We start from the raw sequence: 17745 nt of genomic DNA, 5'->3' as shown, positions 1-17745 counted from the left end.
CGTCGGTCTCATCGTCTACCTCATCTCCTTCTTCGTCAAAGGAGAGGAAAAGTAAGACGGGCCGCCGTTTCACTCTGAACCAAGGGCAGCGCGAGCTGCCCTTTTTTTATCGCCGTTGGTCTTCTCCGGCTTGACCTGATGTTCACCCATGCCAAAATCCAGCAACTCGTATTGCTTTGTGCAAAGGATGCCCAGATGCCCTCGAACGCCCCGCTTGCCCAACGTCTCGCCCGCCAGCGCCTGACCCGCCGCGACGTCCTGTGGTTTTTCAGTGCCGCCGCCCTGTCCGGCTGTGCCCAGTCACCGATCGGCGGCAAATCCATCCTAGTCGGCATGAGCGAAGCGCAGGAAAAAGCCGTCGACCAGCAAGTCGCGCCACAGCAGTTCTCCACCGATCTGGGGCCGATTCAGGATAGCCAGGTCAACACCTACGTCAGCTCGGTCGGGCAACGCATGGACAAACTCACGCACCGCCCGAACATGCCCTATTCCTACCGGGTGCTGAACGCCAACTACGTCAATGCCTACACCTTCCCCGGTGGCGCCATGGGCGTCACGCGCGGGATTCTGGTCGAACTGCAGGATGAGGCCGAACTGGCCGCACTACTGGGCCATGAAATGGGCCACGTCAACGCCCGCCACGCCGCCCAGCGCCAGGGCCAGTCGATGATTGCCTCGGTTGCCATGGCGGGAGTCGGCATCGCCGCATCAAGCAGTGAATGGGGCGGACTGGTCGCCATTGGCGGGCAACTGGGGGCCAGCCTGCTGCTGTCCGGCTATTCGCGCGACAACGAGCGCGAGGCGGACGCCCTCGGTCAGGAATACATGGTGCGCGCCGGCTATCCGGCCAGCGGCATGACGCGCCTGCACGAACTGCTGGTCCGCCAGCAGAAAGAGCAGCCCGGAATGTTGCAGACCATGTTTTCCACCCATCCGATGAGCGTCGAGCGCCGCGACACCGCACAACAACTCGCCAGTACGCAATACGCCGCCAGCCTCAAGCGAGATCCTGGCCGCCAGCGTTTCATGGACAGCACGGCCAGCCTGCGCCGCATCAAACCCACCATCGAGGCCTGTCAGAACGGTGAAGTCGCCATGGCCAGCAAGGCCTATGACAAAGCCGAAGGGCAATTCCGCAGCGCCCTGCAGAAAACCCCGCGCGACTACGCGAGCAACCTGCTCATGGGCCAATGCCTGGAAGCCCAGGGCAAATCCCGCGAGGCACTGGCCTACGCCAACACGGCCAAGCAGATTTACCCGCAGGAGGCACAAGCACACAAACTCGCCGGCGCCCTTGCCCTCGGCCTGAAAGATCCCGCCGCCGCTTACGCCAGCCTCGACCAGTACGACCGCATGCTCCCCGGCGACGCCGGCGTCGGTTTCCTCAAGGGCGTAGCCCTGGAAGGCATGGGCAAACGCCAGGAAGCGGCCAGACAATACGCTGGCTATCTGAACCAGCAGCGCCAGGGCAAGGCGGCCGAATATGCCTACAGCCGTTTGCGGGGCTGGGGTTACGTGAAGTAGGCGCCGATAGATTGCCTGCCAGCCGCACCGAGCGGGTAACACACGCACGGCACTGACCTGTGGCGCTCTCGATCACGAAAGCCCCACAGGGTATTCCCGATCAGACGTTAAACGGGAAGTTTTCGAGAATTTCCTTGCCGAATATAGATTCCATTCACGATCTGTTCATTTTGTACCCGCTTTCATACCCGCTTTTGAAAATGTGCCTTGGTAGTTCAGGCCGCAGTAGCCTCTATTGTGCCAGTCATCCCCAGAAACGAAAAACCCGGCGCCGGGCCGGGTGGTATCAGAGCTCTGCATTTCGAGGTTTAGGGAACGAGGCTTTTCCTCCACCGGATTGCCGTTCCTCGATCCAGGCTTCAACCTCGGCCAAGTCCCAGGCCACGCGCCGGGCGGACAGGGTGAAGCGCTGGGGAAATTCGCCGCGCTTCTCCATGTCAAAAATCGTCCGCTCCGATAGGGGAACGATTTCATGAAGCCGGCTCCGGTCGATCAGCACCCGCCCCGGCTTCTTCATTTCGTCCATGGTCAGATCGCGGCCAGCCATCAAGCCACCTCGATTGCTTCAACGAGGATTGCATTCACCCGCTTCAGCATCAGCCAGGTAGCGATTTCCTCTTCGCTCCGATCTTCCGGGGGTGTTTCCTCCAGGAGGGACAGGCACCCCAGCACCATTGCCCGTGCATCCATCAGTTCGCTGCTCAGTTCGTCCTTGGTCATGGTCTCGTTCCTTTCATTAGTTGCTTGGTTTCCATCGCTTCGACATAGGCCAGCAGGGCGGCGCGTTCCGCCTTCCGTGCCTTGGCATAGGCCGTCTGTGCGGCGCTGAGACTCCGGCGGGCATCGGATAGCGCCTGCTGGGTGTCGTCCCTGGCCTGTCTCAGGCGGGTGATTTCGTTGTCAGTTTTCACGGCAAAGCGGCTCCAGTCCGACAGTCATCCTGAAACGATTGACCTGTTCAATGTATGCGGCGAAGGCGCTAACCCATGCCTCGTGCGCCGCCTCCACGTCAGCCATCATTTGTTCTTCTGCTCCGTTGGTTGGCTCAGGAAGGCCGTGACGACTCATGCTCTCATTGAGCGCGGCGATGCTTTCGATAAGCAGCTTGCGCGCTGGATTGAATGCGATGACTTCGCCCATGTCACACCGCCTTTTGCGATGCGATGAAAGCCTCCGTCCGGCGTTGCGCGGCCTCGTCCTCGCTTGCGCATCCGACGCCAAGCGCTTCACTGGCGATGCATCCTGCAAGGTGTTCCGACTTCATCCAAATGCCTGAAAAAATACGGGCAATGGTGCTCATGTCAGGGTGATTGGTCGGCGATTCCATTGCAGCCAGGGCGAGCTTGGCAATTGCGATGATTTCCGCCAGCCCTTCTTGCGCCAGGGCGTCCATGTCATGGATAGTGCCGTACAGGTCGCGTAAATCGGTGGGTTTGGCGATCATGATTGCGCCTCGCTTTCGGCTGCCAGGGCTTTTTGCAGTACCTCGTCCCTCGATTCGTACTCGCACCCAATGCAATTGCTCATGTCGCTGGCGACGTAGCTCCCCAGCTTTGCCAGATGAAGGATGCGGGATTCTTGCCCGCCCTTTTCGTGCAGCAACTCGATGGCGTGAAAGACGGCCTCCAGTCGATCAAGTGTTTCCTCACCCCAACGGATGGGGATGATTACGTCCGCCGGGAACTGCCCGAAAAGCGCCTTCGTGGTTTCATCAATGGATGCTGCGCTGCTTTTTGTCGGCTCTTGCTTTGCCATGATTGGCTCCTTTCGTGGTTGGTGTGTATGTATAGTAGGAACAGCTATGCATACTGTCAAGCAGTTTATGCTAGTGCTAAACTTCAGCCAACAGAAACCCCAGATCGGAACGAGAGTGGAAAAATCGAAAACACAGACGGCCATCGCGCTCGTCCGCCAGGGCATGACGCCCTATGCAGCAGCCCAGCAGGCCGGGATTGCCACCAGCACGCTCTATACCGCGCTCAAGCGCCAGCAGGACAAGACGCTATGCCCATGCTGTGGCCAGGTGGTCAGGGAAGGGTTTCAGATCAACCCGGATGCGCTGAAGGATCACCCCACCCCTGATTGATGTTTCGGCCGGCGATACCATGATTCATTGCCGCGCATCCCGGCATCTCGTCAAAACAGACTGCAACCCATTGAAATTACTGGTGTTTGCAGCATTTTTTATTGATGGTACGGCTGATGGTATCAACGAAAGACAAGGCCGAAAAACTCCAATAAAAACAACCTTCTGCGCTTGCAAACTACAATGTGCAGAGAATTATCAATGACTGGCAATATCAGGCGATTCCGGGCGGTGGCAGGCGGCACGGCTCCATGTCGAGAGTTAGCCAGCCGAATTGCTGGTTATGGAGTAACTTTCTGGTCAGTCATGGTTTCCTCGCGCGCGCACGCGCGCTTGGGCTGTAGAAATTCGGGGAAACCATCCCCAAAAAAACCATCATCTTCAGCATTGGCGCGGCTTTGCAAGGTTTTTCAGGCTTTGGTTTGAAGGTTTTCCAGAAACCATGCGCCACTTCAGAAAACCTTGATGGCGGACATTCACTATCGTTTTCCGGCCAGTGCTTCATGGCGCCGCCGGCTGGCTTCCGCTGTCCGCTTCCGGTTGTCGATCTGAATGGCGCGCGCAATGCCCATCAGGCCGCGATTGCCGGTTTCCTCGGCTATCTCCCGGAGAAACTGGGGGCGGTCGCTGTATTGCTCCCCAAGGGCTTCGTCAGGGGTCAGTGGTGCCCGTAGTCGGTTCGGCATCATTTCTGGAGTCCGGCTGTTACCTGGTTCCAGTCGTTGCGATCCAGGGCGGTGAGTGTGCAAAGGGTCATGGGCACAGCCATTTCGACGAAACGCCCGCCCTTATCAACTGGAGAGCTCCACGGCTGCCCGATGGACTCGATCACCAATGGAGAAAGCAATCTCCCTTTGTACTTCATGGCGATTTTGCAGGGGGCAAGCGAGGGTAATAGCGCTTGGGCAGCGGCACCGTCCAGCGGTTTCCCGGATGCAACCTGTTTTGCCCCCTCGATCAACGAGAGTATCGGGCCTTCAGTCGCAAGCTCTTTGGGTAGCGCCCACTTCATCAGCTGGTCAATGGGGGCCTCAACTTCTGTCAGGGCATTGCGCCAGGCCCTAAACAGGGCTGTGACTTGGAGTTTTACCGGGGGCATTCCGCTGAAAACCTGTGTGGAATTCAGCTTGGTGATACCGGTACGGCCTTCGAACTTCCCAAGGGACTCGCTTGCTTTGCCGTTGTCGCTGACGAATGGTTGCAGAGCGCCTGATTGCAACATAGCGCTGAGGCTGGGCATTCCCTTGTCGGCGCCGGCATTCTCGAAAGGGCTTTGCCAGTTGAGCAGAAGTTCAAGATTCGCCTCGGTGAGGGGCGCTTTGACACTGGGGCCGCCTTGTACAGGAAGCCACGCTTGGCGATCAGTTCCGCCGCGCTCAACCTCGTAGAAGCTGGCAATCAGGTGCGGCGACAGCCCATCCCACAGCGAGGACAGGGTATTTGTATCGAGACTTGGAGGGTTCATGGTTTTTGCTCTTCAGGTGGCAGACAGGCCGCCGGTGACGATGTGGGCAATGCGGCGATCCTTCAGGTCTTGCCCTGCCTCTGGCGCCGCTACGGTGATGGCCTGGGTCTTCCGTCCGCTCCCGGTATTGGATGCCAGGGTATCGACGACAGGAGGGGCGTCGGCAATCGGTGCAGTTTTCGGCGCCACGGATACCGGCGGCGCGCTAATGCTTGTGGAAACGGGGGCGGCCGGTGATGCGATGGATGCCGTTTTGAAGGCTGGCGTAACTACCGTTGCCGGCGCTTGTATCGGCGAAGCTGCCGCGAGGGTTGCTGTGGGTGCCTGCTGCGCTTTGGCAATGGCCGTTTGCGCCCCTCCCGTGTCTTTGGTCACGGCCGCATAGCGATCATCCAGCGCCTTCTTGTTCGTGGCGATGTAGTCGGCAGCGCTCGCACTGTTCGCGCCGTAGTTGAGGTTCATTGCCTTCTGGGTCTCGGGCGACATGTCCGCCTTCGACTTCCCATCAGCCGCACCACGAATCACCTCTTGGGCAGCCTTCGGCCCAAGCTGGTGCATCATGTAGAGGTTTTCAGCCGAAACCGGCAGGCCGGACTTCTCCAATGCCGCCTGGTTCTGCCTGGTCAGCTTCATTCCACCCTCGATGTTCTGATCCACGTCGAAACGGTTCTTGATGCCGACGCCAGATGCTGTCTGGCCGGTGAATTGATAGATGCCTGCCGCGCCCGTGCTGCTGATTGCATTGGCGTTGCCGCCGCTCTCCATCGCGGCGATCTTCTGCATCATCACCGGATCGAGGCCGGCCTTTTTCGCCTGCGCTGAAATCTTGTCCTGAACTTCCAGCGACATGCCGCCCTTGACGTTTGCCGACGTGTTGGCGCCGCTGGTTTTGAGCTCCCGAATCTTGGCCGCTTCCTCATCGGTGTAGCTGCCGTACTTGGTCAGGCTGTCGCCGCCCTTGATACCGTCAAACAATGCCTTGTGCCGGTAGCCTTTGGGCATGACGGTTTCCAGGGCAGACCCTGCCGTTGCTGCCGTGACGTTATAGGCGCGTTCTGCTGCCGCTGCTGTCTTCTCAGCTACGACCGATGCGCCTTGCCCGGCCGCCTTGACGCCCTTGCCAATGGTCGTGTTGTTAGCAACGTACTCGGCGCCTTTCTGAACCTTCTCTGCGGCCTTCGCCCCGACCTCGACCGCCTTTTCTTTGGCTGCAACAGCAGCGCCTTTCACATCGACGCCGGTTTTGTCCTTGATGAAGTTATTGGCGGCATTGGCCTTGTCTGAGGCCCATTGGGCGGCCTGGCTTCCAGCGTCCTTGATGCCCTTCCAGGCGTCGGACAACTTTTCGAGCGCGCCGTCCCATCCCTTCTTGAGGAAGTCGGTTGTCGCCTCCCAGGCGCCAACGATCTTTCCGGGTATGTCCGCCTCCCGAAGATCAGAAACCCACCCACCAACAGTGTCGCCGATGATCTGCCCGGCCTGGTCGCCAAAGAACATTCCGACAGCGCCACCCAGGACGCCGCCGATAGCAACCCCGATAGGGCCGCCGATTGCGCCGGCCATCGCCCCCAGCTTCGCGCCGGCGAGCATGCCGCCGACACTGCCGGCAAACCCTCCAACCGCCTTTCCTGCGTTTTCGTCCTTCTGGCGCCTGGTCAGCGAGTCATCTGTTTCGCTGCTGTAAATGTCGGATGCCGCCCCGACGCCGCCGATCAGCGCGCCAAGTAGCGGGATGCGGCGAAGCATCCCCTTGCCGGCTCCAAGCAATCCTTTTCCGGCGCCCATCAAGCCCTTGCCGGCGCCGCCCATCATTCCGGCGCCACCGGCCAGCATCGGCCCGATAACCGGGATTTTCGACAGCAGGCCGGACATCATGCCCAATAGGCCGCCGCCGTCTCCGCCACCCTTGGCTTCCGGCTTTTCCTCAAGCACCTTCAGGCTCTTGTTTGCCGCCTTTGAGTAGGCCGTTTCTTCCTTCCTGAACACGTTCAGAGTGGAGAAAATGCGCCGGAGAAAACCGGTCTGCTTCTTGTCCTCGCTGCCACCGGTCAGCATTTCATAGCCGCGCGCCATTGGTTGCGCAACCTCATTGAATGCCTTGACGGCCGGGTCAGCCTCTTCCATGCCGCCGCCTGCTCCATTCACGGCACTGACAACACGGTCGGTGAAGCCTCGAATTGCGCCGTCTCCCGTGCGGGCGTCACGATCATGCAGCCTGCCGTCAATGCTGGTGTTGCCGGCAACAAAGCGCCCTCGGCCGTCTCTTCCCGCCGGCACTGCAACGGTTTTGGTTGCCGCGCGTGATTCTTGCCGCACGACCGCTGCGGCGTGCCGTGACTTTCCTGACGGCGTTTGGGCGCGACGAGTAGTGGCGTTGGCATTCCCGCCACGGCGTCCAGCAGGAAGCGCAACTATAGCGGCCGCCTGCTCTTTGCCGGATTGGCGCTTGGCGCCGGCGGTCATGCTCGCCGTTGCACCTGTCACCGCCTTGCGAATCGCCTGAACATCATTTTTGATGGATTCTAGGGCCTTCAGCGTTACGCCAAGGTCGATAGGGTCTCCAACTAGGAACCCTTGCGCGTCATGCTTCAGTGCCATCATGCAGCCTTCTGCTCGATGGCATGCATCAGCAAGGCGGATGCAGCCGCAACCCTATCGGATGCCGGCGCCTTGGTATCCCTTGCTATCTCCGCCAGCACTGCAACTGCATCGCGGGCATGCTGGGCTGCTTTTGCACGGATGGTGCGGGACGCAAGAGGGCGCCCGCTGCTGGTCTGACTGCCATTCATTTTCATGGTTGGCTTTTCCTTTCTGGTGGCCGGGCCTCAATGAGGCCGACTCGAAGGCCGGGGGCTATTCCCGCGAAGCGCTGCGCGGTGTTGTATTTGCCCCTCTGCGCCCGGCCATTGATCGTTACGCAGCCTTCAGGAAGGCCGGGATTTCGAGCTTTGGCACAGGGGCGCAAACCTTGGCTGGTTCATCAACAACAAAACCGGCGGGAAGGTGGCGCTCATCGCCGGTGGAGATGAATAGCTGGAGGCTTTCGCTCTCGATCCGCAAGGCTGCTTGTTCGGCAATCAGGGCACCGATGGACTCAGCGTTGCTGAGTCGTTCCAGATCGTCGCCGGTCACGCCGGCCGCTTCCAAGGAGGCACGTTTCTTGTCGCTCTCGGTGCTGTGATTGCGGATCGCTGATTCAAGCATGGGCAGCTTGGCTGCGATTTCAAAGGTGCGACGTACAGCCGCCCCCATGGCTGGGGCAATCCGGGCCTTCTCGGCAGCCGCTACGCTGCCGCAGTCTTCGCCGTGGGCGGCAAGTTCCCGAAGGCCAGCGGCAATCTCTAGGCCCAGCTTGGAAGCGGCTTGAAAGTCGCCTTCTCCGGGGAAAAACTGCCGGGCCACTGCAATGACCGTGAAAGGGTGAAGCGCTTGAATCGCGCGCAGCAAGTCAGTCTTGATGCCGATGGCGGTGCGGATCGCCTCGGGATTGTGCTGGAATGCCCGAAGATCATCCGGGCTTGGGGTGGGTAGCTGGGAGGTGAGCATGCTTGATTACTCCTGATTGGTTTCGGGCATTTTCTGCCCGGTAGTTAGCGTGTTTTGCGCCGTTTTCCGGCTTTTAGGCTTCTTGCCGGGCGCCGTACAGAAGGGCGGCGCTGCGGCTCCGGTTCATCGCTCTGAATCCAGTGCTCAAAGCCCTGTTCGTAAGCCTCCAGGTCGCGCCGGCTCTGTGCATAAGCTGCCGCTTGGTCGCGCAAATGAGCACCGACAGCCTTCAACGAAAACCGGCCTTTACGCTCGGTATGCAGAACAGCGCGGAGAATCAAGTCACGCGGCGACATGCTGCCGACAAAGCTTTCCAAGGCCGAATGCGCCTCAGCCGCAAGCGTCTGGATTTCGGCCTCATTGAGGGCCGCCAGTGCATTATTTCGGTTCATTGCTGGCCCCTTGAAATTCGCTCGAAATAGCACTGATGGCCTTCAATGTCGTGTGCAGACTGGCAGCAACGAGCTCGGGGGTTGCGGGCTGGCCGGATTCCTCAATTTGCCGGGTTGCCAGGCTGATAAAACGCTCGGTTGTCGCGGCGCTGGCGGCCTCTTTCAGGGCCGACATGCAGGATTGGGCAATGCCGTGGCAGATGCCACAGTTGGCCGGGGTGTGGGCAGTGGTCATGCGGGTTCTCCTTCAGGTGTGGTGGGTTGATTGCTACGGTCGACGCCGATTTCGATGCGAAAACGCTGGGCTGTGCTATTGGCTTTTGCGGCATGGCGGACGAGGTTTTCGGCGGCAGCGGCAAGGCGAGCACCGCCGCGCATGTCATCGAATCCGGGGTTGATTTCGGCAAAGCGCCGGATGGCTTCGGCGGTTCGCTCGGCTTCATCGGCGACGGTCGGCAGCAAGCGGGAGATAGCGGTAACGCGGCGGTGCAGCTTTTCCAGTTCGGCCATGTCGCGGATGCGTGATTTCTCCAACTCGACAACCAGCCAGGTCTGAACGCCACGCTGCAAGCCGACCTCAAAATCGTCGGTGAGGCCGAAAAGGAAATCGACCGAAACGTCATAAAGTTTCGAGGCGCGCGAGATCAGCCACAAAGGCGCAGAGTTGGTATCGGTCGCCCCTTCCACCTTGGAGAGCTTCGAGGGGTTCGAGTACCCCAGGCGCCTGGCGGCCGCGCTCTGGGACATGTTGCACAGTTCGCGCGCCTCTCGCATCCGGGCGCCGATGGTTTTCACCACAGCCGCCTGTTCGATCTTCACGTTGTCCCGAAAAACCGGCAGGCCCGGCGCCTCATCGTCGTTCTCGAAATCTACGCCGGATAGCCAATCGCCATTTCCGGCGCTCTGGGGCGTTTTTTCATTCTCGGGAATATATGCGGGTGCATTCATCGCGCTTTTTGCCTCCTGTGCGTTTTCTGGTGGTCTGGCGGGGATTCTCAGGGCGGCAAGAAAGGCCGCTATCGGCTTTTGCCGAAAGGTGAAGATTTCAGCCATCGAACCCCCTCCGGCCGGATCGCGCCGGCTTGGTCTGGGCTGCCCGTGCCGCTGCTTCTGCAAACTCGCGCTGATCGGCATCGCAGAACCGGGAGAACTGCCCCTGGAAGACCAGTCGCACGTCACCCAGCGGCCCCATGCGTTGTTTTCGGATCAGGACTTCGGCGAATCCTTTGAATTGGCTGTCGGGGTTGTAGTAATCGTCGCGGTAAGTCATCAGGATTAAATCGGCATCCTGCTCAATGGCCCCGGATTCGCGCAGATCGGACATCATCGGTTTCTTGTCGGTGCGCTCTTCCACCTTCCGGGAAAGCTGCGACAGGACGATGATCGGCACCGACAGTTCCCGCGCGGTCAATTTCAGGTAGCGCGTGATGTGGCCCAGTTCCTCGTTGCGGGTGTTGGCGCCGTGCGACATCAGTTGCAGGTAGTCGATAACGATCAGATCGAGGCTGCCCATACGCTGTTTCACCTTCCGCGCAGCCAAGCGAATACGCTCAGCCCTGCTCAAGCTCGGATCGTCAGCAATGACAAGGCGCTTCTGATGCAATCGGGCCAGTGATGCCGAAATCTTGGTGTAGTCATCATCGGAAATATCGCCGGATCGCAGCGCTTGAGTGTCCAGGCTTCCAAAGCGGGCGACGGCCCTTTCTGCAAGCTGGTGGGCTGACATTTCCAGGCTGACGAAGAATGCCGTCCCGCCATTGATCGCCACGTTCTCCGCAATATTTGCGGCCAGGGTCGATTTGCCCATCGACGGGCGCCCGGCAATGACAATGAGGTCGCCGGGGTGCAGGCCGCATGTCGCCTTATCCAAGTCCCTGAAGCCGGTCGGTAGTCCAGCAATCTGCCCGCGTTTCTCGGTACGCTGCTCCAGCGTCTCCAGGACGCCCGGCAACAGTTCGTCAATGCTCTGCGGTTCCCGGCCAGCGTGGCGGGCGCCTGCCAAGCCCATCACAAGGCCGGACGCTTTCTCCAGCAATTCCATCACTCCGCGCCCGGCCGGGTTCATGGCATCGGCAGAGATTTCATCAGCGGTTGCCACCAGCTTCCGCAGAATTGCGCGCTCCGAGACAATCTCCGCATAGCGCCGGATGTTGGCGGCGCTGGGGGTGTTGTTGGCGATTTCGCCCAGGTAGGCCAGGCCGCCGGTAAGTTCGGCCTCGTTGCTGTCCTCCAGGCTCTCGGCGACAGTCACCACATCAGCCGGCTGCCCACGGTCGAGCATGCGGGTGATGTGCCGAAAGATGCGCCGGTGCTCATCGCGGTAGAAATCTGCCTCTGCCACTTGGCCGGCGATACGATCCCAGGCGCGGTTGTCGAGCAGCAGGCCGCCGATAACGGATTGTTCGGCCTCGATGGAGTGCGGGGGAAGACGAAGGTCAGGCGCGGTCATGCTGCGGCCCTCCTTGCCTGTTCGCCGGCAGTAGTCCATCGCGCTGCCTCGCCTTCTTTCAGGAACCACAAGCTGTACCAGTTGCGGCGCACGGCATTGCGAAAGTGCGCCCGCCAGTCCTTCTGTCGCTTCGTGGTCGGCAAAAGGCGGGCTTTGAACTCAGCCCATGCGACAGCCATCATTTCGTTGTCGATGCCAACCTTTTCGGCATAGTCGAAAATCGTGTCATCTTCGGGGAATGGTTTCTCGCCGGTTTCCTTGCAGGACTCAAGGAAGGCTTTCAGGGTTGTCCCTGATTTTTCCTTGCTGGCCATCTGGGGGGCGGGGGCTTGCTCCCGCGTATTGACGGTTATTGACGGTTCACTGACGGTTTGGGTCGCATGGGCGCGGCCCGTCTCTGCGCATGGGTGCGGCCCCTCCTGTGCATGGGTGCTACCCGTCGCATCCTCGCTACCCGTCGCATGGGTGCGGCCCGTAGGGGTTGCATCTGCGCTACCCGTCAAGGCTTTGAGGTTGATCTGATATTGCCGGGTTGAGCCGGGTTTTCCGCCTGTCTCGTTTCCTGTGACTGATACATACCCCGCGTCAATAAGACCATGCACGATTCGCTGTGCCTGTGATCTGGATAGACGAGTCTTGCTTGCAATGGACGCCATAGAAGGCCAGCACCGCCCGTTATCGTCTGCCCAGTCCGCCAAAGCGAGCATGGCGAGCAATTCGGAGCCCGCGCCGGGGTATGAGGCCCACACCTTTGTCATGACGGCGATGCTCATGGACGCGGCCCTTTCTTCAGGGTGGCGTTCTTGATGATCGGCGTAATGCGGAACACAGCACCGCCCTCATGCTTGGCGCCCTCGTCCTTGATCCATGCGGCAGCCACAAGGCGCCCAAGAATCTCGCCGGCCTGTTCAGGCGTCATGCGGCACTTCTTGGCAATATGGCCTGGATTGAGGGTGAATAGGCCGTCAGAGCCGGAGCCGTCGGCAATGGCGAGCAACACAAGTCTTTCCTCTGTGCTGCCTTGGAACGACTCCCAGACGGCAGAAATGGTGGCAATGCTCATGCTCAAACCCTCGCCTTCTTCGCGGCCTTGCGGCACGCTGATGCGTATTCGGTGGGTGTCGTTGCCCGCGCTGTCAGATCGGCCTTGCCAGCCTCGTAGCCAGCAAATGCGCCTGTGTGATTCCGCTGGCCGGAGGCTGGCCGCGTTGCGGGCTTGGTGGCTGGGTAGGCTTTGCACCACAAACGGATGCACGCCTGCTTGACCATGCCGGAATGCCGGGCGATGCAATACGCCCACCACTGCTGCCTAAATTGCCATTCGGGTTTCGGTTTTTCAGCCACGGCGCGGCCCTCCGTGACGGGTGAGCCAGCAAGCCAGGCCGATGGGGATCAAGCCCCAGAGGGCAGCGCGGATGATCGCCGCGTGAATGCGTGAGCGGTTCATGGCCGCCCCTCAAGCCGCTGCGCGACTGTTCTTTATTTGCTCGGCAATCCAGTCGTCAATCTCAGAAGAGACCCAGCCGACGGCCTTGGCGCCAACCCCTAGACGTATTGGCGCAGGGAATGTGCCGGCTTTTACGCGGTCGTAGATGGAGGATCGAGGAAGCCCGGTTTTTGCGGTTACTTCATCGCGCCGAATGATGGTCGGCGCGCACTTTGTTGGTTCAGTCATGTTCTTTTCTTTGTCCGAGAAAGCCGGTGAAAACCGGAATGACTGAATGCTGAATGTTTGAGCCTTGGGTGAAAATTCAGGCCATTGCCAGCAAATGCTATTTACTGACAGCGCGACTATTTATTTTTCTTGCTCCGCCCTCTCTTGAAGATGAAGCCGGGGATTGCTTCTTTCACCCACCGCTTCAGCGTGTTATCGGCCTGCCCCCAGGATGATTCAAAACCGCCCATCCCGCGCACATCTTCAATCTGAATACTCCCTGAATCTGTCTCTTGGTTAATAGCTTGTCTCGCCCACGTCTTGAATGCCTGCTCATCTTTAGCATCCTGCTTGGAAGCACGGGCGTTGGCCGCAGATACCGCCTTGGCCTGCTTGCCATTGTGCTCTTTAAGCCTGATGGCACCGTCAATCAAGCCGGTTGGCAATCCGTGCTTTTTCATCTGCTCCGGCTCTGTTGTTTGAGCCAAAGCCGCCAACTTCGCAATCTCTTCTACGGCCCGGTTCTCAAGTCGCATAAACAGCCACAGCAAATCATGTGCATCAAACTCATCGCCGCAGGAGATGAGAGTGGTTTTGATTCGTTCGTGTCTATTCTTCACGTCGCTGATGTCAGCTCTGCCGCCTCGGTATGAGAAGAGCAAAAAATCCCCGACAATCGCTTCGATGGCTTCGCGTTTTGTTTGCTTTTTCATGCTCAATCCAGTTAAGCCGCCGCAGGCCGTAGAGGCACCACGTTAGCGCCATCATTGCTCTTCCAGGAATCCAGCATGTCAGCCCATTGCTGCATCATTCTGGCGCGGTCAGCCAGATGCTCGGCATGGTTGTATGTGCGCCGAACCGCATTAGGTTCGGCATGCGCCAACTGCCGCTCAATCCAGTCTGACGAGTAGCCCATTTCATTTAGGCGCGTACTGCCTGTGGTGCGCGTGGCATGGGGGCTGAATTTCCCTGCCCAGCCCAATACCATCAATGCTTGACGAAAAGATGCGGTCGCCATGGGTTTTGTCTTGTCGTCCCGGTGCGGAAACAGATGAGCATGTCGGCCTGTAAGCCCATGCAAAACGCGCAGCATTTCCACGGCTTGTCTGGGTAGAGGAACGACATGCTCTTTGCGCTTCTTCATCCGCTCGGATGGGATGCGCCATAGCGCTGCGTCCAGATCGAACTCTTCCCAGCGCGCCTCCACCGCTTCGCTTGGGCGGGTCAGTGTCAGCCACATCAGGCGGAATGCCGTGATGGTTTCGTGCCGCCCGCCGTGTCCATCGAAGTCGCGCAGCAGTTGGCCGATTTCAGCAATCTCAAGCGGGCGCTTGTGCTGGGTCTTGTTCTTCGGTAAGGCTTCGCGCCACTGGTGCACGGGATTGGAATCGACGCGGAAGGTTTCTGCTGCTAACTCGAAGATGCCGAACATGGTGCGCTTGGCCTCATCCCTGACCGAAACCCCATTTTTCTCGGTGGCCTTCTTGAGAATGTCGAGAATGACCGGCGGTGTGATCTGCTTCACCGGCAATGTCCCGATGATGGGAAATACTACCCGCGTAAGCATGTCAAGCCGGCGTTTTTTGGTGACATCCTCCCAGTCCTTAAGGGCCAGCCACTCCTTGGCGACGGACTCGAAGGTGGTAGCGTTTTCCTGAGTGCGTTTGGTGCGCTCCAGTTGCCGATGCTGCGCCGGATTGATGCCCTGCTTAACCAATGCCCGCGCCTTGGTGCGCTCGTCTCTTGCCTCAGCCAATGTGAAGCGTCCGCCGGCTTTTCTGGCGGTAGCATCCTCCACCGTTTCGCCGTTGGGTGCGTTGGTGTATTCGCCGATAGCAAACACACTTTCTTTGATGGCCCCATCCCTGGAGAGCTTGAAGCGATAGCGCCACGCCTTCACGCCGTTGGGTTTTACCTCAAGATACAAACCCTTTCCGTCGGGCAGCTTGTATGGCTTTTCTCTGGGCTTGGCGGTGCGGCAATGGGTATCGGTCAGCATGCAGGGCTCCTGTTTTTCTCGTACCCGCTTTTTTGGTGGGCGAAAAAATTACATACCCGAAAACATACCCGCTTTTTGTTCGGAACTCAACGGCTTAACCGGAATTGCTCGGAATAAAAAACCCCGCTCAATCATTGACTGGCGGGGCTTTTCGGAAAACTTCGGAATCCCTCGGATTACAATCCTTACTTAGACGTTGAACAGGAAATTAAGTACATCGCCATCCTTGACGATGTACTCCTTGCCTTCCGCCCGCATCTTGCCGGCTTCCTTGGCGCCTTGTTCACCCTTGTACTGAATGAAATCGGCGAAGGCGATGGTCTGGGCGCGGATGAAGCCGCGTTCGAAATCGGTGTGGATGACCCCTGCCGCCTGCGGGGCGGTGTCGCCGGCGTGGATGGTCCAGGCACGGACTTCCTTGACGCCGGCGGTGAAGTAGGTCTGCAGGCCCAAGAGCTTGTAGCCGGCACGGATCAGGCGATCGAGGCCCGGCTCTTCCAGACCCATGTCGGCAAGGAATTCGGCTTTGTCGGCATCATCCAGATCGGCAATTTCCGCTTCGATGTTGGCACACAGGGCGACGACTTCAGCGCCCTCGGCAGCGGCATGCTGCTGCACGGCCGCCAGTAGCGGGTTGTCCTGGAAACCGTCATCGGCCACGTTGGCTGCATAGAGTACCGGTTTGGCGGTGATCAGACAGAACGGTTTGAGGTTGGCACGCTCTTCCTTCGACAGGTCGAGGGCACGTACCGGCTTGCCCTGGTCGAGCTGGGCCATGCATTTTTCCAGCACGGCCACCAGGATCTTCGCTTCCTTATCGCCGGCATTGGCCGGTTTTTTATAGCGGTTGAGTGCTTTTTCGACGGTTGCCATATCCGCCAGCGCCAGTTCGGTATCGATGATTTCGATATCGCGAATGGGATCAACGCTGCCAGACACGTGCACCACGTTCGGATCCTCGAAGCAGCGCACGACATGAACGATGGCATCCGTTTCGCGGATGTTGGCCAGAAACTGGTTGCCCAGGCCCTCGCCCTTGGAAGCCCCCGCCACCAGCCCGGCGATATCGACGAATTCAACGATGGCGGGCTGCACCTTCTGCGGTTTGACGATTTCCGACAGCTGCACCAAACGGGGATCGGGCACTTCGACAATGCCGACGTTCGGTTCGATGGTGCAGAAAGGGTAATTTGCCGCTTCGATACCCGCCTTGGTCAGGGCGTTGAACAGGGTGGATTTGCCGACGTTGGGCAGGCCGACGATGCCGCATTGGAGGGACATGGAAACTCCTTGAGAAAGCCGGAAGCAGGGGGCCTGGATTGCGCGCGGGGCGCGTCAGCTTTTGCCCTTGCCTTCTTCCTGGACGGGTTTGTGAAGTTGCTGCTGCGCGGCCGGATAATTGCCGGCTGCGATCAGCGGCCAGGCCTGCAGACTGCGTTCAATAGCCTGTTCAATGGCGGGCAATTCATCCTTGCGCGGCGGATGCAGGACGAAGTCGACAACTTGCTGCGCCAGATTGAGCGTGCGCGGATGGCCGATGCCCAGGCGCAGACGCCAGAAATCGGCACTGCCGAGCTTGGCCTGAATGTCTTTCAGCCCGTTGTGCCCACCATTGCCACCGCCCTGCTTGAGGCGGATGCCGCCGGGAGGAAGATCGAGCTCGTCGTGGATGACGAGGATTTCCGCAGGGCTGATCTTGTAGAAATTGGCCAGTGCCGCGACCGCCTGGCCGGAGCGATTCATGAAGGTGGTCGGCTGCAGCAGCCAGTGCTCACCTGCGCGCGCCGCCAGACCGAAGAATTTGGCCTGGGGGGCAAGGGCAGTCTTCAATTGCGCAGCCAGCCGGTCCACGTACCAGAACCCGACATTGTGGCGGGTATCGGCGTAGTCCGCGCCGGGATTGCCAAGACCGACGATAAGGCGGGGAGCTGTCATGGGGGCGTAATCATTGACGGACGGAATCTGCAAAAAGGCCGCCGGGGCGTTTGCCTGCGGCGGCCGGTCGCATTTGCGCAGCGTGCTTATTCAGCGGCAGCAACTTCTTCCTTGGCGCCGCCCTTGCCGACGATGCTGACGACCACCGGATCGTCTTCGCCGTGCTTGACCAGGCTCACGCCCTTGGGCAGCTTCAGCTGCGAAGCGTGGATGTTTTCACCCAGCTTGAGCGCGCCGAGGTCGACCTCGATGAATTCCGGCAGGTCCTTGGCCAGACAGGCCACTTCAACTTCGGTGGTGACGTGATTGACCAGACCGCCACCCAGCTTCACGCCCGGGCCAGCATCTTCGTTGGTGAAGTGCAGCGGCACCTTGATGTGCAGCGCCTGCTTGGCATCAACACGCTGGAAATCAACGTGCAGGACCAGGGGCTTGTAGGCGTGTTTCTGGAAATCGCGCAGCAGCACCTGCTCTTTCTTGCCATCGACCACCAGATTGATGATGGAGGAATGGAAAGCTTCCTTCTTCAGCTTCAGGAGAAGGTCGTTATGATCGGTTTCGATCACCTGCGGCGCAGCGTCGCCACCGTAAACGATGCCCGGAACGGTACCAGCACGGCGCAGGCGGCGGCTCGCACTCGAACCCTGAACGCTACGTGCAGAAGCAATGACTTCAAATTGCATGGAAGTACTCCA

The 17745-nt window shown here is 59.5% G+C and carries 25 protein-coding genes; 2 read left to right on the top strand and 23 right to left on the bottom strand.

What is annotated here, in order from left to right; translation table 11 throughout:
* The first annotated feature begins 195 nt into the window (after window positions 1-195).
* Complete coding sequence (locus JYJ39_RS05835) at window positions 196-1524, top strand: M48 family metalloprotease (RefSeq protein ID WP_205202840.1); 1329 nt, start codon at window positions 196-198, stop codon at window positions 1522-1524.
* Between the two features lie 286 nt (window positions 1525-1810).
* Here the strand turns inward: JYJ39_RS05835 and JYJ39_RS05830 are convergent, their stop codons facing one another.
* The 6 genes from JYJ39_RS05830 to JYJ39_RS05805 are packed head-to-tail and all read right to left on the bottom strand — an operon-like array spanning window position 1811 to window position 3279.
* Entirely contained in the window at window positions 1811-2071 is a 261-nt protein-coding gene (locus JYJ39_RS05830; protein ID WP_430622468.1) for a helix-turn-helix transcriptional regulator, read from the bottom strand.
* Window positions 2071-2244, bottom strand: a complete 174-nt coding sequence (locus JYJ39_RS05825) for a hypothetical protein (protein ID WP_205202838.1) — start codon at window positions 2242-2244, stop codon at window positions 2071-2073. Before JYJ39_RS05825 ends, JYJ39_RS05830 begins: the two co-directional genes overlap by 1 nt.
* On the bottom strand, window positions 2241-2435 hold the full coding sequence (locus tag JYJ39_RS05820; protein ID WP_205202836.1) for a hypothetical protein: 195 nt from the start codon (window positions 2433-2435) through the stop codon (window positions 2241-2243). Before JYJ39_RS05820 ends, JYJ39_RS05825 begins: the two co-directional genes overlap by 4 nt.
* Entirely contained in the window at window positions 2425-2664 is a 240-nt protein-coding gene (locus tag JYJ39_RS05815) for a hypothetical protein (RefSeq protein WP_205202834.1), read from the bottom strand. Before JYJ39_RS05815 ends, JYJ39_RS05820 begins: the two co-directional genes overlap by 11 nt.
* 1 nt (window position 2665) lies before the next feature.
* The gene (locus JYJ39_RS05810) at window positions 2666-2968 is read right to left on the bottom strand and encodes a hypothetical protein (protein WP_205202832.1); all 303 of its coding nucleotides are present in this window, start codon (window positions 2966-2968) and stop codon (window positions 2666-2668) included.
* A complete protein-coding gene (locus JYJ39_RS05805) occupies window positions 2965-3279 on the bottom strand; it encodes a hypothetical protein (protein WP_205202830.1) in 315 nt (104 codons plus the stop codon). Before JYJ39_RS05805 ends, JYJ39_RS05810 begins: the two co-directional genes overlap by 4 nt.
* 115 nt (window positions 3280-3394) lie before the next feature.
* Here JYJ39_RS05805 and JYJ39_RS05800 point away from each other — a divergent pair, with 115 nt between their 5' ends.
* Window positions 3395-3610 carry a helix-turn-helix domain-containing protein gene (locus JYJ39_RS05800; RefSeq protein ID WP_205202828.1) on the top strand — a complete coding sequence of 72 codons (216 nt, stop codon included), beginning with the start codon at window positions 3395-3397 and terminating at the stop codon, window positions 3608-3610.
* 479 nt (window positions 3611-4089) lie between these two features.
* On the opposite strand, the gene JYJ39_RS05795 is transcribed toward JYJ39_RS05800, so the two are convergent.
* The 17 genes from JYJ39_RS05795 to JYJ39_RS05715 form a co-directional block, all read right to left on the bottom strand.
* Window positions 4090-4299: a hypothetical protein gene (locus JYJ39_RS05795; RefSeq protein ID WP_205202826.1), complete on the bottom strand. Its 210-nt coding sequence runs from the start codon at window positions 4297-4299 to the stop codon at window positions 4090-4092.
* Window positions 4296-5075: a hypothetical protein gene (locus tag JYJ39_RS05790; protein WP_205202824.1), complete on the bottom strand. Its 780-nt coding sequence runs from the start codon at window positions 5073-5075 to the stop codon at window positions 4296-4298. Before JYJ39_RS05790 ends, JYJ39_RS05795 begins: the two co-directional genes overlap by 4 nt.
* Before the next feature lie 12 nt (window positions 5076-5087).
* On the bottom strand, window positions 5088-7676 hold the full coding sequence (locus JYJ39_RS05785) for a transglycosylase SLT domain-containing protein (RefSeq protein ID WP_205202822.1): 2589 nt from the start codon (window positions 7674-7676) through the stop codon (window positions 5088-5090).
* Complete coding sequence (locus JYJ39_RS05780) at window positions 7673-7870, bottom strand: hypothetical protein (RefSeq protein WP_205202815.1); 198 nt, start codon at window positions 7868-7870, stop codon at window positions 7673-7675. Before JYJ39_RS05780 ends, JYJ39_RS05785 begins: the two co-directional genes overlap by 4 nt.
* Before the next feature lie 118 nt (window positions 7871-7988).
* A complete protein-coding gene (locus tag JYJ39_RS05775; protein WP_205202814.1) occupies window positions 7989-8621 on the bottom strand; it encodes a hypothetical protein in 633 nt (210 codons plus the stop codon).
* 44 nt (window positions 8622-8665) lie between these two features.
* Window positions 8666-9013, bottom strand: coding sequence for a hypothetical protein (locus JYJ39_RS05770; protein ID WP_205202813.1), 348 nt, complete (start codon window positions 9011-9013; stop codon window positions 8666-8668).
* Window positions 9000-9248 (bottom strand): hypothetical protein, encoded by a 249-nt coding sequence (locus JYJ39_RS05765; protein ID WP_205202812.1) that lies wholly within the window; start codon window positions 9246-9248, stop codon window positions 9000-9002. The genes JYJ39_RS05770 and JYJ39_RS05765 overlap by 14 nt, the downstream gene beginning before the upstream one ends.
* Complete coding sequence (locus tag JYJ39_RS05760) at window positions 9245-9961, bottom strand: helix-turn-helix domain-containing protein (RefSeq protein WP_205202811.1); 717 nt, start codon at window positions 9959-9961, stop codon at window positions 9245-9247. Before JYJ39_RS05760 ends, JYJ39_RS05765 begins: the two co-directional genes overlap by 4 nt.
* Window positions 9962-10058: 97 nt before the next feature.
* A complete protein-coding gene (gene dnaB / locus JYJ39_RS05755) occupies window positions 10059-11501 on the bottom strand; it encodes a replicative DNA helicase (protein ID WP_205202810.1) in 1443 nt (480 codons plus the stop codon).
* Complete coding sequence (locus JYJ39_RS05750) at window positions 11459-12235, bottom strand: helix-turn-helix domain-containing protein (protein WP_205202809.1); 777 nt, start codon at window positions 12233-12235, stop codon at window positions 11459-11461. Before JYJ39_RS05750 ends, dnaB begins: the two co-directional genes overlap by 43 nt.
* Window positions 12232-12525, bottom strand: a complete 294-nt coding sequence (locus tag JYJ39_RS05745; protein WP_205202808.1) for a hypothetical protein — start codon at window positions 12523-12525, stop codon at window positions 12232-12234. Before JYJ39_RS05745 ends, JYJ39_RS05750 begins: the two co-directional genes overlap by 4 nt.
* 393 nt (window positions 12526-12918) lie before the next feature.
* Window positions 12919-13137, bottom strand: coding sequence for a helix-turn-helix transcriptional regulator (locus tag JYJ39_RS05740; protein ID WP_205202807.1), 219 nt, complete (start codon window positions 13135-13137; stop codon window positions 12919-12921).
* 116 nt (window positions 13138-13253) lie between these two features.
* On the bottom strand, window positions 13254-13829 hold the full coding sequence (locus JYJ39_RS05735; protein WP_205202805.1) for a hypothetical protein: 576 nt from the start codon (window positions 13827-13829) through the stop codon (window positions 13254-13256).
* 11 nt (window positions 13830-13840) lie between these two features.
* On the bottom strand, window positions 13841-15115 hold the full coding sequence (locus JYJ39_RS05730; protein WP_205202803.1) for a tyrosine-type recombinase/integrase: 1275 nt from the start codon (window positions 15113-15115) through the stop codon (window positions 13841-13843).
* A gap of 189 nt (window positions 15116-15304) precedes the next feature.
* Window positions 15305-16396, bottom strand: a complete 1092-nt coding sequence (gene ychF, locus JYJ39_RS05725) for a redox-regulated ATPase YchF (protein ID WP_205202801.1) — start codon at window positions 16394-16396, stop codon at window positions 15305-15307.
* Between the two features lie 54 nt (window positions 16397-16450).
* Window positions 16451-17050: an aminoacyl-tRNA hydrolase gene (gene pth, locus JYJ39_RS05720; protein ID WP_205202800.1), complete on the bottom strand. Its 600-nt coding sequence runs from the start codon at window positions 17048-17050 to the stop codon at window positions 16451-16453.
* An 86-nt stretch (window positions 17051-17136) separates the two neighbouring features.
* Window positions 17137-17733, bottom strand: coding sequence for a 50S ribosomal protein L25/general stress protein Ctc (locus tag JYJ39_RS05715; protein WP_205202799.1), 597 nt, complete (start codon window positions 17731-17733; stop codon window positions 17137-17139).
* Window positions 17734-17745: the final 12 nt, after the last annotated feature.

The sequence above is a fragment of the Azonexus hydrophilus genome (assembly GCF_905120355.1).
Taxonomy (GTDB): domain Bacteria; phylum Pseudomonadota; class Gammaproteobacteria; order Burkholderiales; family Rhodocyclaceae; genus Azonexus.
Note: the sequence above shows the minus strand (reverse complement) of the source record. Positions and strands in the feature narration are given on the sequence as shown.

Coding starts and splice junctions, on each gene's coding strand:
- JYJ39_RS05760 (WP_205202811.1), bottom strand. CDS start 9,961: ATGAATGCACCCGCATATATTCCCGAGAATGAAAAAACGCCCCAGAGC.
- JYJ39_RS05810 (WP_205202832.1), bottom strand. CDS start 2,968: ATGATCGCCAAACCCACCGATTTACGCGACCTGTACGGCACTATCCAT.
- JYJ39_RS05730 (WP_205202803.1), bottom strand. CDS start 15,115: ATGCTGACCGATACCCATTGCCGCACCGCCAAGCCCAGAGAAAAGCCA.
- JYJ39_RS05830 (WP_430622468.1), bottom strand. CDS start 2,071: ATGGCTGGCCGCGATCTGACCATGGACGAAATGAAGAAGCCGGGGCGG.
- JYJ39_RS05790 (WP_205202824.1), bottom strand. CDS start 5,075: ATGAACCCTCCAAGTCTCGATACAAATACCCTGTCCTCGCTGTGGGAT.
- JYJ39_RS05715 (WP_205202799.1), bottom strand. CDS start 17,733: ATGCAATTTGAAGTCATTGCTTCTGCACGTAGCGTTCAGGGTTCGAGT.
- ychF (WP_205202801.1), bottom strand. CDS start 16,396: ATGTCCCTCCAATGCGGCATCGTCGGCCTGCCCAACGTCGGCAAATCC.
- pth (WP_205202800.1), bottom strand. CDS start 17,050: ATGACAGCTCCCCGCCTTATCGTCGGTCTTGGCAATCCCGGCGCGGAC.
- JYJ39_RS05780 (WP_205202815.1), bottom strand. CDS start 7,870: ATGAAAATGAATGGCAGTCAGACCAGCAGCGGGCGCCCTCTTGCGTCC.
- dnaB (WP_205202810.1), bottom strand. CDS start 11,501: ATGGACTACTGCCGGCGAACAGGCAAGGAGGGCCGCAGCATGACCGCG.
- JYJ39_RS05770 (WP_205202813.1), bottom strand. CDS start 9,013: ATGAACCGAAATAATGCACTGGCGGCCCTCAATGAGGCCGAAATCCAG.
- JYJ39_RS05740 (WP_205202807.1), bottom strand. CDS start 13,137: ATGACTGAACCAACAAAGTGCGCGCCGACCATCATTCGGCGCGATGAA.
- JYJ39_RS05750 (WP_205202809.1), bottom strand. CDS start 12,235: ATGAGCATCGCCGTCATGACAAAGGTGTGGGCCTCATACCCCGGCGCG.
- JYJ39_RS05785 (WP_205202822.1), bottom strand. CDS start 7,676: ATGATGGCACTGAAGCATGACGCGCAAGGGTTCCTAGTTGGAGACCCT.
- JYJ39_RS05735 (WP_205202805.1), bottom strand. CDS start 13,829: ATGAAAAAGCAAACAAAACGCGAAGCCATCGAAGCGATTGTCGGGGAT.
- JYJ39_RS05795 (WP_205202826.1), bottom strand. CDS start 4,299: ATGATGCCGAACCGACTACGGGCACCACTGACCCCTGACGAAGCCCTT.
- JYJ39_RS05765 (WP_205202812.1), bottom strand. CDS start 9,248: ATGACCACTGCCCACACCCCGGCCAACTGTGGCATCTGCCACGGCATT.
- JYJ39_RS05775 (WP_205202814.1), bottom strand. CDS start 8,621: ATGCTCACCTCCCAGCTACCCACCCCAAGCCCGGATGATCTTCGGGCA.
- JYJ39_RS05745 (WP_205202808.1), bottom strand. CDS start 12,525: ATGAGCATTGCCACCATTTCTGCCGTCTGGGAGTCGTTCCAAGGCAGC.
- JYJ39_RS05805 (WP_205202830.1), bottom strand. CDS start 3,279: ATGGCAAAGCAAGAGCCGACAAAAAGCAGCGCAGCATCCATTGATGAA.
- JYJ39_RS05835 (WP_205202840.1), top strand. CDS start 196: ATGCCCTCGAACGCCCCGCTTGCCCAACGTCTCGCCCGCCAGCGCCTG.
- JYJ39_RS05825 (WP_205202838.1), bottom strand. CDS start 2,244: ATGACCAAGGACGAACTGAGCAGCGAACTGATGGATGCACGGGCAATG.
- JYJ39_RS05815 (WP_205202834.1), bottom strand. CDS start 2,664: ATGGGCGAAGTCATCGCATTCAATCCAGCGCGCAAGCTGCTTATCGAA.